The sequence below is a fragment of the Janthinobacterium sp. GW821-FHT03A03 genome, from assembly GCF_059421435.1.
The window spans coordinates 963,368-979,559 of the sequence record NZ_JBWKUZ010000001.1; the positions used below are offsets into that span (position 1 = coordinate 963,368).

16 protein-coding genes are annotated in these 16,192 nt (G+C 63.8%); all 16 read right to left on the bottom strand.

What is annotated here, in order from left to right:
* Positions 1 to 509: 509 nt before the first annotated feature.
* Positions 510 to 2,561, bottom strand: a complete 2,052-nt coding sequence (gene paaZ, locus AC07VI_RS04355) for a phenylacetic acid degradation bifunctional protein PaaZ (protein ID WP_086143678.1) — start codon at positions 2,559 to 2,561, stop codon at positions 510 to 512.
* Between the two features lie 19 nt (positions 2,562 to 2,580).
* On the bottom strand, positions 2,581 to 3,195 hold the full coding sequence (paaY, locus tag AC07VI_RS04360) for a phenylacetic acid degradation protein PaaY (protein ID WP_046684302.1): 615 nt from the start codon (positions 3,193 to 3,195) through the stop codon (positions 2,581 to 2,583).
* A gap of 105 nt (positions 3,196 to 3,300) precedes the next feature.
* Positions 3,301 to 4,032 (bottom strand): ABC transporter ATP-binding protein, encoded by a 732-nt coding sequence (locus AC07VI_RS04365; protein WP_070291038.1) that lies wholly within the window; start codon positions 4,030 to 4,032, stop codon positions 3,301 to 3,303.
* Positions 4,032 to 4,787: an ABC transporter ATP-binding protein gene (locus AC07VI_RS04370; RefSeq protein WP_492995839.1), complete on the bottom strand. Its 756-nt coding sequence runs from the start codon at positions 4,785 to 4,787 to the stop codon at positions 4,032 to 4,034. The genes AC07VI_RS04365 and AC07VI_RS04370 overlap by 1 nt, the downstream gene beginning before the upstream one ends.
* Position 4,788: 1 nt before the next feature.
* Positions 4,789 to 5,772 carry a branched-chain amino acid ABC transporter permease gene (locus AC07VI_RS04375; protein WP_086143675.1) on the bottom strand — a complete coding sequence of 328 codons (984 nt, stop codon included), beginning with the start codon at positions 5,770 to 5,772 and terminating at the stop codon, positions 4,789 to 4,791.
* Positions 5,769 to 6,647 carry a branched-chain amino acid ABC transporter permease gene (locus tag AC07VI_RS04380; protein ID WP_492995842.1) on the bottom strand — a complete coding sequence of 293 codons (879 nt, stop codon included), beginning with the start codon at positions 6,645 to 6,647 and terminating at the stop codon, positions 5,769 to 5,771. Before AC07VI_RS04380 ends, AC07VI_RS04375 begins: the two co-directional genes overlap by 4 nt.
* Before the next feature lie 72 nt (positions 6,648 to 6,719).
* Positions 6,720 to 7,871, bottom strand: a complete 1,152-nt coding sequence (locus AC07VI_RS04385) for an ABC transporter substrate-binding protein (RefSeq protein WP_492995844.1) — start codon at positions 7,869 to 7,871, stop codon at positions 6,720 to 6,722.
* A gap of 84 nt (positions 7,872 to 7,955) precedes the next feature.
* Complete coding sequence (gene pcaF, locus AC07VI_RS04390; protein WP_086143672.1) at positions 7,956 to 9,161, bottom strand: 3-oxoadipyl-CoA thiolase; 1,206 nt, start codon at positions 9,159 to 9,161, stop codon at positions 7,956 to 7,958.
* Between the two features lie 31 nt (positions 9,162 to 9,192).
* Entirely contained in the window at positions 9,193 to 10,521 is a 1,329-nt protein-coding gene (gene paaK / locus AC07VI_RS04395; RefSeq protein ID WP_086143671.1) for a phenylacetate--CoA ligase PaaK, read from the bottom strand.
* Between the two features lie 48 nt (positions 10,522 to 10,569).
* A complete protein-coding gene (gene paaI, locus AC07VI_RS04400; protein ID WP_086143670.1) occupies positions 10,570 to 11,022 on the bottom strand; it encodes a hydroxyphenylacetyl-CoA thioesterase PaaI in 453 nt (150 codons plus the stop codon).
* On the bottom strand, positions 11,012 to 12,580 hold the full coding sequence (paaH, locus tag AC07VI_RS04405) for a 3-hydroxyacyl-CoA dehydrogenase PaaH (protein WP_086143669.1): 1,569 nt from the start codon (positions 12,578 to 12,580) through the stop codon (positions 11,012 to 11,014). The genes paaI and paaH overlap by 11 nt, the downstream gene beginning before the upstream one ends.
* A gap of 1 nt (position 12,581) precedes the next feature.
* A complete protein-coding gene (gene paaG / locus AC07VI_RS04410; RefSeq protein ID WP_086143668.1) occupies positions 12,582 to 13,373 on the bottom strand; it encodes a 2-(1,2-epoxy-1,2-dihydrophenyl)acetyl-CoA isomerase PaaG in 792 nt (263 codons plus the stop codon).
* A gap of 113 nt (positions 13,374 to 13,486) precedes the next feature.
* A complete protein-coding gene (gene paaE / locus AC07VI_RS04415) occupies positions 13,487 to 14,566 on the bottom strand; it encodes a 1,2-phenylacetyl-CoA epoxidase subunit PaaE (RefSeq protein ID WP_086143667.1) in 1,080 nt (359 codons plus the stop codon).
* Positions 14,567 to 14,606: 40 nt separating this feature from the next.
* Positions 14,607 to 15,134 (bottom strand): 1,2-phenylacetyl-CoA epoxidase subunit PaaD, encoded by a 528-nt coding sequence (paaD, locus tag AC07VI_RS04420; RefSeq protein WP_086143666.1) that lies wholly within the window; start codon positions 15,132 to 15,134, stop codon positions 14,607 to 14,609.
* Positions 15,134 to 15,886: a 1,2-phenylacetyl-CoA epoxidase subunit PaaC gene (gene paaC / locus AC07VI_RS04425; protein WP_086143665.1), complete on the bottom strand. Its 753-nt coding sequence runs from the start codon at positions 15,884 to 15,886 to the stop codon at positions 15,134 to 15,136. The genes paaD and paaC overlap by 1 nt, the downstream gene beginning before the upstream one ends.
* Before the next feature lie 14 nt (positions 15,887 to 15,900).
* Positions 15,901 to 16,185 carry a 1,2-phenylacetyl-CoA epoxidase subunit PaaB gene (gene paaB / locus AC07VI_RS04430; RefSeq protein ID WP_070224239.1) on the bottom strand — a complete coding sequence of 95 codons (285 nt, stop codon included), beginning with the start codon at positions 16,183 to 16,185 and terminating at the stop codon, positions 15,901 to 15,903.
* Positions 16,186 to 16,192 lie beyond the last annotated feature (7 nt).

Below are 16,192 nucleotides of genomic sequence, written 5' to 3' on the forward strand. Positions count from 1 at the left end.
AATATTAACATTGAATATTTTAGGATGGCCTCAAATTATCCGTCAATCGTCCTTCCCCGTAGGCGAATCGCCGACCATGAGCGTGGTCTGTGTGCTGCCGAAAAACAGCATCACGAGACCATGTTCGGCCGCCGCGTTTTAGGGTGGCGGCGGACTTGCCCTTCACGTATTCAGTCAAATCGGGCCCCGTAGCCAGGGACGCCTTGCCACGGTCCAGCGCCAACTGCGTAGTGATGCGAATGTCACCCGCTAAACTGGCAGGTGCCGTCGATACTGTTAAAAGCGCCTGCGAATACATTTCGCAGCGCTGACGCTGCATGTATCCGCACAGCCGACATTGCGGCAATCGAAAGTCATGAAGACAGGCAGGCCGAAGCGCACGCTGAAGCTGTCCGACACTCCGCAAACGAATCACACGGTGTAGCGCCCATCGTCCGCCGCGTGCAAAAAAATGCCGCCCACGCAAAAAATCGCGGGCGGCACCGGGCTGGCCACTGCTGCGGTAACGCTTACTCGCGCTTCGACACCAGGGTCAGGATGTCATAGCTGGCCACCAGTTCCTCGTTCTGGTTGGTTACCTGCACGTCCCACGCCACCACGCCCTGGCCCACGCCAAACACGTCCTTGCGGTTGCGGTCGACCTTGCGCTTGCACGTCAGGCGCGCGCGGATGGTGTCGCCGATGGCGACGGGGGCGACGAAGCGCAGGTTGTCCAGGCCGTAGTTGGCCAGCACGGGGCCGACGCCCGGAGATACGAACAGGCCGGCAGCGGCCGACAGCACGAAGTAGCCATGGGCGATGCGCTTGCCGAACTGCGACTCCCTGGCCGCGATTTCGTCGAAGTGCATGTAGAAGAAGTCGCCCGAAATGCCGCCGAAGGCGACGATGTCCGCTTCGCTGACCGTGCGGCGGTGCGTCAGCAGCGAGTCGCCCGTCTTCAGGTCCTCGAAGTGCTTGCGGAACGGGTGGATCGGGCTTTCATTGACGTCCGCGCCACGCACATACTCACCGGTGATCGCCGCCAGCATGGTCGGCGAACCCTGCACGGCCGCCCGTTGCAGATAGTGGCGCACGGCGCGCACGCCTCCCAACTCCTCGCCGCCACCTGCGCGGCCAGGACCGCCGTGCTTCAGTTGCGGCAATGGAGAGCCATGGCCCGTCGAATCGACGGAAGCCACGCGCTCGAGCACGTGCACACGGCCATGCGTGGCCGCCACTTGCGGCACCACGCGCGCGGCGATCTTCGGATCACGCGTCACCAGGGTGCTTACCAGGCTGCCCTTGCCGCGCGCGGCCAGGGCCAGCGCCTCGTCGATATCGTGGTAGCCCATCATCGTGCTGACAGGCCCGAACGCTTCCACGTCATGCACGGCATCGTTGCCGAAGGCGTCGCGGCACAGCAGCAAGGTCGGCGAGAAGAAACTGCCGTCCTGCGCGCCATCGCCGAGCGGATTGAATCCGTCCGCCGCGCCGAACACCACTTCATTACCCTGCGACAGGGCGGCAACCCGTTCAGCCACGTCATTTTGCTGCTCTTTCGACGCCAGCGCGCCCATGCGCACGCCTTCGATGGACGGGTCGCCCACCACCACCTTGGCCAGACGCTCGCGCAGGCGCGTGCCGACGGCATCCATCAGGTGCTCGGGCACGATGATGCGGCGGATCGCCGTGCACTTCTGGCCCGACTTGCCCGTCATCTCGCGCACGACTTCCTTGACGAACAGGTCGAACTCCACGTCGTCGGGCGTGACGTCCGGCGCCAGGATGGCGCAATTGAGCGAATCGGCTTCGCCGTTGAAGGGCACGGACTGGGCGATCAGGTTGGAATTCGTGCGCAGCTTGGCGGCCGTGGCGGCCGATCCCGTGAAGGTGACGAAATCCTGGCCATTCAGGCGGTCCAGCAAGTCGCCCGTGGAACCGATCACCAGTTGCAGGCTGCCGGCCGGCAGCAGGCCCGATTCATGCATCATGCGCACGACGGCCTGCGTCAGATAGCTCGTCGCCGTGGCCGGCTTGGCGATGCAGGGCATGGCCGCAAGGAAGCTTGGCGCGAATTTTTCCAGCAGACCCCAGATGGGGAAGTTGAAGGCGTTGATGTGCACGGCCAGGCCGCCGCGCGGCACCAGGATGTGCGTGCCGGCGAAACCGCCCTTCTTGCCCAGCGCGATGGCCGGGCCTTCATGCAGCACGTTCGACGACGGCAGCTCGTTGCTGCCCATGCTGGCATAGGCGAACAGGGTGCCCGTGCCGCCTTCAATGTCGACCCAGCTGTCGGCGCGCGTGGCGCCCGACAGGTGCGAGATCGCATACAGTTCTTCCTTGCGCTCGACCAGGTACAGGGCCAGTGCCTTCAGGCGCGCGGCGCGCTGCTGGAAATCGAGCGCCATCAGGCCCGGCACGCCCGTCTTGCGCGCATACGTAACGGCTTCGTCGAAGTCGATTTTCTCGGCATGCGTGTGATAGATGACGCGGTTGTTCAAGGCGCTGTGCAGGGGCACGGCGGCGCTTTCGCCCAGCCAGCGGCCGGCGATCAGGCTTTGCAGGGTGGATATGTGAGCCATGTTTTACTCCTATGTTGGTTTACTGTGCTGCGGCGTTCTTGTGCAAATGCAGCGGCAAGGCGGATTCGAAATTCAGGCGCTGGCGGTTCGCCTCGACTTGCGTCAAGGCTTCCACTTCGCGCATCGTCTGCATCGAGCGCACGGCCAGTTCGTGGTACTGGCCCGTGCCCGAGCTTTTCCATTTGATTTCATCGTCGGTCAGCGCGCGGATGATCTTGGCGGGCGTGCCCACCACCATGCTGCGTGGCGCGACGATCATGCCCGCCTTGACGAAACTCATGGCGGCGACGATGGATTCCTCGCCGATGACGGCGTTATCCATCACCACGGCGTTCATGCCGACGAGCGCGTTGCGGCCGATGCGGCAGCCGTGCAGCACGGCGCCGTGGCCGATATGGCCGTCAACTTCGACCACCGTGTCGCAGCCGGGAAAGCCGTGCATGACGCAGGTATCCTGCAGGTTCGCCCCCTCTTCCAGGATCAATCGGCCGAAATCGCCGCGGATCGAGGCCAGCGGGCCGATATAGCAGCGCGGGCCGACGATCACGTCGCCGATCAGCACGGCCGATGGGTGCACATAGGCGCTGGGGTGGACGACGGGGGTAACGCCGTTGATTTCGTAGACTTTGACCATGTTGTTCTCCTATTCATGCATTGGGGTGACGCTTCCCTGCCCCCCAAACCTTGCACTGCCGGGGTCGGACCCTCAGGGTCCGACCCCCAGTATTTGCCCTTCGGGTTACATACCCAGGTACGCGCTTTGTACCTGCTCGTTATGCAGCAATTCGGGACCGGGACCGGACAAGGTGATGGCGCCCGTCTCGATCACATAGCCGACGTCCGCGATCGACAGGGCCGCGTGCGCGTTCTGCTCGACGAGGAAGATGGTGATGCCCTGGTCGCGCAGTTCGGCCACGATGCGGAAGATTTCCGCTATCAGCAAGGGCGCCAGGCCCATGCTCGGCTCGTCGAGCAGCAGCAGTTGCGGGCGGCCCATCAGCGCGCGCGCCATGGCCAGCATCTGCTGCTGTCCGCCGGAGAGCGTGCCGGCCAGCAGCAGGCGCTTTTCCTTCAGGATCGGGAACAGGCCGTACATGCGCTCCATGTCGCCTGCCACGTCCTGGGCCGGGCGTGTAAAGGCGCCCAGGCGCAGATTGTCTTCCACCGTCATGGGGCCGAACACTTGCCGTCCTTCCGGCACCTGGCAGATGCCGGCGCGCACGCGTTTGTCGGCACTCATGCGGCTGACGTCCTGGCCGGCGAAGGCGATGCTGCCGGCGCTGATCGGCTGCACGCCGGAAATCGCCCGCAGCAGGGTCGTCTTGCCGGCGCCGTTCGCGCCCACCAGCGCCACCAGCTGGCCCTGGCGTACCTGCAGGTCGATGCCGTGCAGTGCCTGGATGCGGCCGTAGTGGCTGGTCAGGCCGGCGATATCGAGCACCAGCGGCGTTTGAGGTTTTTCCATCTTCATCATGCCGCCGCTCCCAGGTATGCCGCCACCACGTCGGGATTGGCGCGCACTTCGGCGGCAGTCCCTTCGGCCAGCTTCTTGCCATAGTCGAGCACCAGGATATGGTCCGACAGATTCATCACCAGTTTCATGTCATGCTCGACCAACACCACCGTCACGCCCGATTGCGCCACCTTGCGGATCAGGGCTTCGATCTCGCCCGTTTCCGTGTGGTTCAGGCCCGCCGCCGGCTCATCGAGCAGCAGCACCTTCGGCTTGGCCGCCAGCGCGCGCGCGATTTCCAGGCGTTTTAATGCGCCATACGACATCTGTCCCGCCTCGTCGTCGGTGTGCCGGCCCACGCCGACGAATTCCATCAGGCCCGCCGCCTCGTCGCGGCATGCCGCGTCGGCACGGCGCACCGACGGCAAACGCAGCATGGAGGCGAACAGGTTCTGGTTCAGGCGCAGGTGCGCGCCCACCATCACATTGTCGATGGCCGTCATGTTCATGCACACCTGCAGGTTCTGGAAGGTGCGGCTCATGCCGCGCCGCGCCAGCGCATCGGGCGGCATGGCGGCCACGTTCTCGCCATTGAGCAGGATCTCGCCTCTGGTCGGCGTATAGACACCGGTGATCAAATTGAACAGGGTCGTCTTGCCAGCGCCGTTCGGCCCGATCACGGAGTGGATATTGCCTTCCTTGACGGTGAAGCTCACGTCCTGCACAGCGTGCACGCCGCCGAAGCTCTTGCTCAGGTTGTTAATCGTCAGCATCTCACACCTCCCGTGCAGATTGAGGCGGTGCTTTCGGGGTAGCAGAACGCTTGCGCGAACGGCTTGCCAGGCTCGGCACCAGGCCCTTGGGCATGAAGATCATGGTCGCCATCAGGATCACGCCAAACACCACCGTTTCCCAGCCTTCAAAACTGGACAGCAGTTGCGGCAAGACCGTCAGCAGCGCCGCGCCGATGATGGAACCGAAGATCGACGCCATGCCTCCCACCACCACCATCGTCACCAGCTCGATCGAGTGGAAAAAACCGGCCAGATTCGGGGTGATGAAACCGATGTAATGGGCGCTGATGCTGCCCGCGATGCTGGCGATGACGGCCGACAGCACGAACACGCGCACCTTGAAGCGCGTCGTATCGACGCCGACCACGCGGGCCGCCACTTCCGAACCGTGGATGGCCTGCAGCGCGCGGCCGACAGGCGAATCGATCAGGTTCAGCGCCAGCCACGTGACCAGCAACAGCAGCACGGCGCACACCAGGTACCACGATTTTTCACCGGCGATTTCCAGGCCGGCGACACTGAAGGCGGAGACGCCGATGCCGTCCGGACCGCCCGTCCATTGCGTCTCGTTGTTGATGACGATGGAAATGATGATGCCCAGTCCCAGCGTCGCCATGGCCAGCGTATGGCCCTTGAGTTTCAGCACGGGGCGGGCCAGCAGCAGCGCCAGCAAGCCCGTGGCGACGGCGCCGGCGGCCAGCGCGGCCAGCGGCGGCCAGTTGTAGTGCGTGGTCAGCACGGCCGACGCATACGCGCCCAGGCCGTAGAAACCCGCGTGACCGAGACTGATCTGTCCCGTGTAACCCATCAGCAGGTTCAAACCGATGACGACGATGGCGTTCAGCGCAATGCGGATCGCCACGTCATAGTAGAACGCATTAGAGAGGAACAGCGGCAGGATGGCCAGCACGAGTGCCAGCACCAGCAAGCCGCCATGGCGCGAGCGGGTAAGGAAATGCTTCATACACGCTCCGAATTTTTAGCGCCAAACAAGCCTTGCGGCAGGAAGAACAGGATCAATAAAATCAGCACGAACGGCACGGCGTCCTTGTAGGCCGACGAGATGTAACCGGCCGTCATGGCTTCGGCGATGCCGAGGATCAGGCCGCCGGCAATCGCGCCCGCGCCGCCACCGAGGCCGCCGAGGACGGCGGCGACAAAGCCTTTCAGCCCCAGCATGATGCCCGCGTCATACGAGGTGTAGGTGATCGGTGCGACGAGGATGCCGCCCGCCGCGCCCAGCAGGGCCGACAGGCCGAACGAGAGCAGCAGCACCTTGCGCGTGTTGATGCCCACCAGTTGCGCGGCCAGCTTGTTGTGCGAGGTGGCCAGCATGGCCTTGCCCATCAGCGTGCGGCCGAAGAACCAGCCCAGCACCAGCACGATGACGACGGTCACGCCCAGCACCCACAGGCTTTGCGGCAGCAGGCTGGCGCCCAAAAAATCGATCGGCGCGTCGCCGGAAAAGGCCGGCAGCGAGTGCGTATCCTTGCCCAGCCAGATTTGCACGAAGCCGCGCAGCACTAGCGAGGCGCCGATGGTGATGATCAACAGGGTGATGACCTGCGCGTTCTGCGCCGGTTCGATCACGGTTTTTTCCATCAACAGGCCAACGATACCGGTGGCGATGACGGCCAGAATGATGGCCAGCGGCAGCGGCACGCCGGCGGCCGACATCACGGCGGCCAGCATCCCGCCCAGCATGATGAATTCGCCCTGGGCGAAATTGATCACGCCGCTGGTGTTGTAGATGATGGTAAAGCCCAGCGCCGCCAGCGCGTAGGCGGAACCGACCGTCATCCCGGAATACAGAAATTGTAAAAATTGAGCGACTTCCATGGTGTCTCCATTATGTTCGGCTATGCGCGGGCCGCCTTCGAGGGCGGCCTCGCGCAGGTACTCTGGCTTACATCACTTCGACAATTGCCATTCGCCGTTCTTCACTTCCACCATACGGAAAGCCGACAGGTCCAGGCCCATGTGGTCCTTGGCCGACATGTTGAACACGCCGGTGGTGCCCACAAAACCCTTGGTCTGTTCCAGCGCCGTGCGCACTTTTTCGCGGTCCGTGTCGCCGGCGCGCTTGATGGCGTCCACCGACAGGTTCAGGGCGTCGAGCGCATAGCCGCCGAAGGTCGACGGATCGATCTTGTAGCGCTCTTTATACGTCTTGTCGTAGCCGACGACGACAGCCTTCTGCGCGTCGCTGTCGGGCAGCATGGCGCCGATCAGAAGGGCCGGCGTCGGCAGGCGCACGCCTTCGGCGGCCTTGCCCGACAGTTTCAAATATTCGTCCGACGCCACGCCGTGCGACTGGTACAGCGGCAGCGCGGACATGCCCAGCTGGCCATAGTTCTTGGTCACCACGGCCGGGCCCTGGCCCAGGCCGAAGACGAATACGGCTTGCACGCCGGCCGTGTTCTTGATGCGCGTGAGCTGCGCCGTGATGTCCGTGTCTTTCGGACCGTAGGTTTCATCGGCCACCAGGGTGATGCCGTATTTGGAAGCGACGATCTGCGATTCCTTGCGGCCCGAGGCGCCAAAGCCGCTCGTTTCCGACAGCAGGCCCACCTTGCTGATGCCGCGCTTCTTCATGTCCTCGAACACCTTCTCGGCCGCCATGCGGTCCGTGTGCGGCGTCTTGAACACCCACTTCTTGACCGGGTCGATGATGACCACGGCGCCAGCCAGCGAGATGAACGGCATGCTGGCGCGGTCCACCAGCGGCGCCATCGCCATCGTCGCGCCGGTGGTGGTGCCGCCGATCAGCACGTCGACCTTGTCCGACTCGATCAGGCGCTTGGTAAAACCGTTGGCCTTGGCCGCGTCGCTGCCATCGTCATAGTGCACCAGTTCCAGCTTGCGCCCCAGCACGCCGCCGGCCGCGTTGATCTTCTCGATATACAGCTGCAGGGTTTTCAGTTCCGGGTCGCCCAGGAAGGCGGCTGGCCCCGTGACGGACAGCACGGAACCGATCTTGATGTTATCGGCCGCGTACGCGCTCGCGGCGGACATGGCCAGCACGCCGGCGATCAGGGTTTTCTTGAAGATATTGGCAATCATTGTGGTCTCCACCAGGTTGGCACTACGGTCAATTATGGTTGGCGCTTTTTTACAAGCCTGCGCCTTTTTTGTTTTTTTACTTTTTTATACGCGTTCAATGACGACAGCAATACCCTGCCCCACGCCGATGCACATGGTGCACAGCGCATAGCGCCCTCCCGTGCGCTCCAGCTGGTTCAGCGCCGCCATCACCAGGCGCGCGCCCGATGCGCCCAGTGGATGGCCGATGGCAATCGCCCCGCCATTCGGGTTCACGTGGGCCGCATCGTCGGCCAGGCCCAGGTCGCGCGTGACGGCCAAAGCCTGCGCGGCAAACGCTTCATTGAGTTCGATGACGTCCATCTGCTCAATGCTCAATCCTGTCTGCGCCAACACCTTGCGCGACGCCGGCGACGGGCCAAAGCCCATGATGCGCGGGGCCAGGCCGGCCGTGGCCATGCCCAGCACCTTTGCGCGGGGCGTCAGCTTGTATTTGTCGACGGCGGCGGCAGACGCCAGCAGGATCGCGCAGGCGCCGTCGTTCAAGCCCGAGGCATTGCCGGCCGTGACCGTGCCGTCCGCTTTCACCACGCCTTTCAATTTCGCCAGCATTTCCAGCGAGGTATCCGGACGCGGATGTTCATCCATCGTCACCATCTTCGGCTCGCCCTTTTTTTGCGGCACGGCGACGGGCACGATTTCGCGATCGAACACGCCGGCCGCGTTGGCGACGGCCCAGCGCTGCTGGCTGCGCAAGGCCAGCGCATCCTGGTCGGCGCGGCTGATGCCAAATTCCACGGCCACGTTTTCCGCTGTTTCCGGCATGGTGTCGATGCCGTACTGCTCCTTCATCTTGCCGTTCACAAAACGCCAGCCCAGGGTGGTGTCTTCGATTTTCGCCGCGCGCGAAAACGCGCTGTCGGCCTTGCCCATCACGAAAGGCGCGCGCGTCATGCTTTCCACGCCGCCGGCAATGATCAGCTCAGCCTCACCCGCCTTGATGGAGCGGGCAGCCATGCCGACCGCGTCCAGGCTGGAGCCGCACAGGCGGTTGATGGTATTGGCGGGTACTGCCGCCGGCAAACCAGCCAGCAGCGCGGCCATGCGGCCCACGTTGCGGTTGTCTTCGCCCGCCTGGTTGGCGCAGCCGTAGAACACGTCGTCGATGGCGGACCAGTCGACGGACGGGTTGCGGTCGATCAGCGCGGCGATCGGCAACGCGCCCAGGTCATCGGCGCGCACGCCGGCCAGCGCGCCGCCATAGCGGCCGAAGGGAGTGCGCACAGCGTCACAGATAAAAGCTTCGTTCATGTTGTTTCCTGCAGTATCGGTGAGGAGAAAATTAGGAGAAAACCTTAGGGCGCTGATCGACCACGCGGCGCGCCTTGCCCGTCAGAGTGCGTTCGATGCCGGCGGCGGCCACCAGGCGCACGCGCGTGCTCACGCCCACGTGCGTCTTGATGCGGTGTTCCAGCTCGCGCGCCAGGGTGTCCGTTTCGCTGGCAGAGATGGTGGATGTCAGGTCGATGCGCAGCTCGGCGATCACTTCCAGCTTGTCGAGGTGGCCGTCACGCGTGACCACCAGCTGGTATTGCGGCGCCAGCTTCGGCATTTTGAGGATCAGCTCTTCGATCTGCGTGGGGAACACGTTCACGCCGCGGATGATCAGCATGTCGTCGGAACGTCCCGTTATCTTGCCGATGCGGCGCATGGAGCGCGAGGTCGGCGGCAGCAGGCGGGTCAGGTCGCGCGTGCGGTAGCGGATGATGGGCAGCGCCTCTTTCGACAAGGAGGTAAACACCAGTTCGCCCTCTGCGCCGTCCGGCAGCACCTCGCCCGTTTCCGGATCGATGATCTCCGGGTAAAAATGGTCTTCCCAGATGACGGGGCCGTCCTTGCTCTCGATGCACTCGGACGCCACGCCAGGCCCCATCACTTCGGACAGGCCATAGATGTCGACGGCGTCGATGCCGGCGCGCGCCTCGATTTCCGAACGCATGGCGTCCGTCCACGGCTCGGCGCCGAAGATGCCTACCTTCAGCGACGATTCCGCCGGGTCCAGGCCCTGGCGCGTGAATTCCTCGATGATATTGAGCATGTACGACGGCGTGACCATGATGATCGATGGCTTGAAATCCTGGATCAGCTGCACCTGCTTCTCCGTCTGCCCGCCGGACATCGGGATGACCGTGCAGCCCAGGCGCTCGGCACCGTAGTGCGCGCCCAGGCCGCCCGTGAACAGCCCGTAGCCATACGAAATGTGCACCATGTCGCCCGAACGCCCGCCGCCGGCGCGGATCGAGCGCGCCACCACGTTGGCCCAGGTATCGATGTCGTTCTGCGTGTAGCCGACCACCGTTGCCTTGCCCGTGGTGCCGCTGGACGCGTGGATGCGCACCACTTGTTCGCGCGGCACGGCGAACAGCCCGAAGGGATAATTGTCGCGCAAGACTTTTTTATCGGTGAACGGAAATTTCGACAGATCGGACAGCGACTTCAGGTCGTCCGGATGCACGCCCGCTTCGTCAAAAGCGGCGCGGTAATGGGGCACGTTGTCATACGCGTGCTTGAGCGTCCATTTCATGCGTTCGAGCTGCAGCGCCTGCAGTTCATCCTTGCTGGCGCGCTCGATCGGCTCGAGGTCATTCGGGGCGGGAATTCGTTGGACCATCATTGTCTCCTAATCGGTTCTTTTACTATGTAATGCTGCAACGGCAGTTCAAGCCTGCTCTTGTATGACTTCACCCGCCACGCGGATCGACTTGCCGCGGAAGAGCGCGATGGCGCGGCCTTCCTGGTTGCTGACCTTGACGTCGTAGACGCCGCTCTTGCCGGCCAGCGCCTGCTCGACGGCGTGCGCCGTCAGCACGTCGCCTTCGCGGCCGGGCGCCAGGTAGTCGATGGTGCAGCCGGCGCCCACGGTATTCATGTTGTAGCTGTTGCAGGCGAAGGCGAAGGCGCTGTCGGCCAGGGCAAAGATAAAACCGCCGTGGCAGGTCTGGTGGCCATTGAGCATGTCGGCGCGCACCGTCATCGTCATGCGCGCATGGCCCGGTCCCACGTCGGCCAGGGCGATGCCCATGGCGGCGGTGGCGTTGTCGCGCGACAGCATGGAGGCGGCGGCCGCTTCGGCCAGGGCCTGTGCGGTCATGTTGTGGTCTTCATTCGGCATGAAAGCGATCTCCATTGGCGAGTTTTCGGCGCAGCAGCGGCGAGACCCGGTAGCGGTCTTCGCCATAACCTTGCGCCAGGTGGTGCAGCACTGTCACGATGTGCTGGACGCCCACCTGGTCGGCCCAGGCCAGCGGTCCGCGCGGGTAATTGACGCCCTTCTGCATGGCGATGTCGACGGCATCCGCCGTGCACACGCCCTGGTTGACGGCGTCGGCCGCCTCGTTGGCCAGCATGGCGACCGTGCGCATGACGGCCAGGCCGGCCACGTCGTCCAGCCGCGTGACGGTAAAACCGGCCGCCTGGAACAGGCCGACGACGGCCGCATAGGCGGCGTCGCTGCACTGGTCGGCGCGGGCCACGGCGATGCGTTTTGCACCTGCGTAGTCGAGCGCCAGGTCGAACAGCACCGTATCCGGATGCTGGTTATCGTGCGCGCGCTGGGTGGCGCTGCGGCCATCGGTGAGATAAATCGCGGCGCCGTTGCAATGCAGGGCCGGCGCTTCGTCATGCGTCTGGCCTTCCTGCGTGACGCGGCGGCTGACCGTGATGCCAGCCTGCTCCAGCCGTTGCACCAGGCTGCGGATGATGCCGCTATGGCCACGCCCATCGCCGCCGACGGCGGCCGACAGGGCGACGAATTCCGGCTTCGGCTGCTGGCCTTCCGCCTGCGCGACAGGGGCAGGCGCGCCTTCGCCATACAGGTAAAAACCACGGCCCGACTTGCGGCCCAGGAAGCCGGCGTTGACCATTTCCTGCTGCAGCACGGACGGCGTGAAGCGCGGGTCGTTGAAGTAGGCGCCGAATACGGATTGCGTAACGGAGAAATTCACGTCGTGGCCAATCAGGTCCATCAGCTCGAATGGGCCCATGCGGAAACCGCCCGCCTCGCGCAGCACGGCATCGATGGTGGCGGGATCGCCCGCCTGCTCGCTCAACAGGCGCCAGCCTTCCGCGTAGAACGGACGCGCGACGCGGTTGACAATGAAGCCGGGCGTCGATTTCGCGTGCACGGGACTCTTGCCCCAGGCAATCGAGGTGTCGTAGACGGTGGCGGCAACTTGTTCACTGGTGGCCAGGCCACTGATCACTTCCACCAGCGCCATCAGGGGTACGGGATTAAAGAAGTGCATGCCGACCAGGCGTTCCGGCCGGCGCAGCCTGGCGGCAATCGCCGTGACGGAAATCGACGAGGTATTCGTCGCCAGGATGCAGTCGTCGCTGACTAACGCTTCGAGTTCGGCGAACAGGCCGCGCTTGACGTCGAGGTTTTCCACGATGGCTTCCACCACCAGGGCAGCATGGCTCACGTCGGCCAGGCTGCCGGCCGCCTGCAGGCGCGCCGTGGCGGCAGCGGCTTCGTCCAACGTCATGCGGCCCTTTTCGGCCAGCTTCGCATACATTTTGCCAATGTCCGCCAGCGCCTTGCTCACCGCTTCCGCGCGCGTGTCGTACAGTTTGACTCTGTAGCCGGCGGCAGCGGCCACCTGCGCGATGCCGGCGCCCATGGCGCCGCTGCCGATGACGGCGACGATACTGTTGTTGTCCAAAGCTGCCATATCAGTGTCCCTTGAATTGCGGCGCGCGCTTTTCCATGAAGGCGGCCACGCCTTCGCGGTAATCGTCGCTGTTACCGAGTTCGCTCATCATGCGCGCTTCCAGCGCAAGCTGCTGCGGCAGAGTATTGGCGCCACTGAGAGCCAGCGCCTGCTTGGTGTACGCCAGGCCCTTGGTCGGCGCCGTGGAAAAGTGCACGGCCAGCTTGCGCGTCTCTTCCGCCAGCTGCGCGTCGTCCACGCATTTCCAGATCAGGCCCCAGTCCTCGGCCTTTTCCGCCGTGAGTTTTTCACCGAGCATGGCCAGGCCCATGGCGCGCGCCGAACCGATCAGGCGAGGCAGGAAGAAGGTGCCGCCCGTGTCCGGGATCAGGCCCAGCTTGCAGAACACTTCGACGAAACTGGCCGACTTGCCGGCGATGACGATGTCGCAGGCCAGCGCCAGGTTGGCGCCCGCGCCGGCGGCCACGCCGTTGACGGCGCAAATCACGGGCATAGGCAGGGCCTTCAAGGCCAGCACCAGCGGCGCGTAGTTTTTTTCCACGGACTCGCCCAGGTCCACGCCCTTCGAGCCCGGTTCCACGGCGCGGTCGGACAAATCCTGGCCCGCGCAAAAGCCGCGGCCCGCGCCCGTCAGCACGAAGACACGCACGGAGCTGTCGGCATTGACTTTCGCAATCGCGTCGCGCACTTCCTCGTGCATGGCTTGCGTAAAGCTATTGAGCTTGTCGGGACGGTTCAGGGTGAGCGTCGCAATGCCCTGCTCGATGGTGAAGAGGATGTTTTGGTAGGTCATGGCGTGTCTCGCTATTTTAGTTATTGGCCCGCAGCGGAAATCTGAGGTTAGACCCGACGGGGTAATTCGCCCCAATGGGGCGAATTACGATTCCGCAGGAACTGACCCCGGCTTTATTCTGCCTGATCGAAGTCGACGACGACCTTGTCGGTCAGCGGAAAACTCTGGCAGCTGAGGACGAAACCGCGCGCCACTTCATAGTCTTCCAGCGCGTAGTTGACGTCCATCTCGACCTTGCCGTCGAGGATCTTGCAGCGGCAGGTCGAGCATACGCCGCCCTTGCACGAGTAGCGCATGTCCAGCCCGGCGCGCAGGCCGGCGTCAAGGATGGATTCCTTGTCCTTGTCCATCGTGAAGGTAGTGTGGTTGCCATCCATGACGACGGTCACTTCCGTTTCCTTCACGGCATCCGCGGCCAGCTGGGCGCGCGGCTTGTGGGCGTTTTTCGGGATGCTGGCGGCGAACAGTTCGATCTTGATATTCTGCTTCGGCATGCCGGCCGCCTGCAGGGCGGCGGACACGCCCAGCATCATGTCTTCCGGGCCGCAGATGAAGGCGTTGTCGTAGTCTTCGACTTTGATCCAGTGCTGCAGGAACTGCTCGCATTTTTCCTGCGTGATGCGGCCGTTGAACAGTTCGATGTCCTGCTGCTCGCGGCTCATCACGTAGACGAGGTTCAGGCGCTCCAGGTACACATCCTTCAAATCCGTCAATTCTTCCTTGAAGATGACGGACGACGAGGCGCGGTTGCCGTAGAACAGGGTAAAACGGCTCAGCGGTTCCGTCAGCAGGGTCGTCTTGATGATGGAGAGTATGGGCGTGATGCCGCTGCCGGCCGCAAAGGCCAGGTAGTGCTTGCGGTTGAGGCAGTCGAGCGGCACGTTGAAGTGGCCCATGGGCGGCATCACCTCGATGGTGGCGCCGGCTTTCAGGGTGTCGTTGGCCCAGGTGGAAAAGGCGCCGCCTGGCGTGCGCTTGATGGCCACACGCAGGGTGCCGTCCTGCACTGCCGAACAGATGGAATACGAACGGCGCACGTCTTCCGCATTGATATGGGCGCGCAGGGTCAGGTGCTGGCCCTGCTGGAAGCGGAACTGCTGCTGCAATTCTTCCGGCACGTCGAACGTGACGGCGATGGTGTCGCGCGTTTCGTTACGCACGCTCGCTACGCACAGCGGATAAAATTTACTCATGCTTCATCTCCAGTTTCTTCGGAACGTGTGCCTGATTTTTTTAGTGGCACTTGAAGTAGTCAAACGGTTCGCGGCAAGCCAGGCATTTGTACAGGGCCTTGCACGGCGTGGAGCCGAACTGGCTGGTCAGCTGCGTATGCGTCGAGCCGCAGTTCGGGCAAATGACGTCCAGTTTCGGCATGGCCTGGCGCTTGACTCCACCACGCAAGCCGCTGATGTCGATCACCTGCTGCTGCGGCGGGGCGATGCCATAGCCTTGCAGCTTGGCCTTGCCCGCCTCGCTCATCCAGTCCGTGGTCCAGGCGGGCGCCAGCTGGTTCACCAGGGTCACCCTGGCCACGCCATGGCTGCGCAAGGCATCGGTGACGGCGTCGGCGATCACCTGCATGGCCGGACAGCCCGAATACGTGGGCGTGATCGTCACGATGCACGCATCGACATCCGTGACTTCGACGGCGCGCACGATGCCCAGGTCCACCACCGAAATGACGGGGATTTCCGGGTCGGGCACGTCGCCCAGCCAGGCCCATACCTGGGCCGCGTCCAGCGCTGCCACGGGCGGGTTCATTACCACTCCGCCCCGGGATAGGCGCGCTGCAGGAACTGCATCTCGGCCAGAATAAAACCCAGGTGCTCCGTGTGCGTGCCCTGCTTGCCGCCCTTTTGCATCCACGCGTCGGGCGCCGGCATGACAAGCGTCGCTTCGGCGAAGATCTCGGCCACGTGTTCGAGGAAGGCCCGGCGCAGCACGTCCGATGGCGGCGCGATGCCGGCGGCGACCATGGCCTGGTCGACGGCGTCGTACCTGAACATCTCGCCCGTGTACATCCACAGCTTGTCTGCGGCCGCCTGCGTTTTCGCGTGGCTGTCCGCCGTGCCGTCGCCGAGGCGCACGATGAGGTCGCCGCTGCGGCGCAGGTGATACGTCACTTCCTTGATCGACTTTTGCGCCACTTCGACGATGCGCGCATCCGTCGATTTCGTCAGTTCCAGCAGCTGGAAGTAGTGCCAGCTGTCGAAGAAGAACTGGCGCATCATGGTGTCGGCGTAATTGCCGTTCGGCTGCTCGACCAGCAGGCAATTCTTGAAGTCGTGGGCGTCGCGCAAGAAGGCGATGTCGTCCTCGTCGCGGCCCGCGTTTTCCAGTTCGGCCGCATAGCTGAACCACAAGCGCGTCTGGCCCAGCAAGTCCAGCGACACGTTGCTCAGCGCCATGTCCTCTTCCAGCGCGGGCCCCTTGCCGCACAGCTGCGACAGCTGCTGGCTGAGGATCAGGGCGTTGTCGCCCAGGCGCAGCAAGTAGTTAACCTTGTCATCCATTGCAGGCGCTCCCATCACAGGTTCTTGACTTCTTCCGGCATCGGGAAGAAGGTGGGGTGGCGGTACACCTTGCTGTTCGACGGTTCGAACAGGGCGCCCTTGTCGCCGGGGCTGCTGGCGACGATGTCGGCCGCGCGCACCACCCAGATGCTCACGCCTTCATTGCGGCGCGTGTAGACGTCGCGCGCATGGTTGACCGCCATGGCGGCGTCGGAGGCGTGCAGGCTGCCCACATGCTTGTGCGCCAGGCCGTGCTGGCTGCGGATGAAAACTTCCCACAATGGCCATTCTTTGCTCATGTTGCTA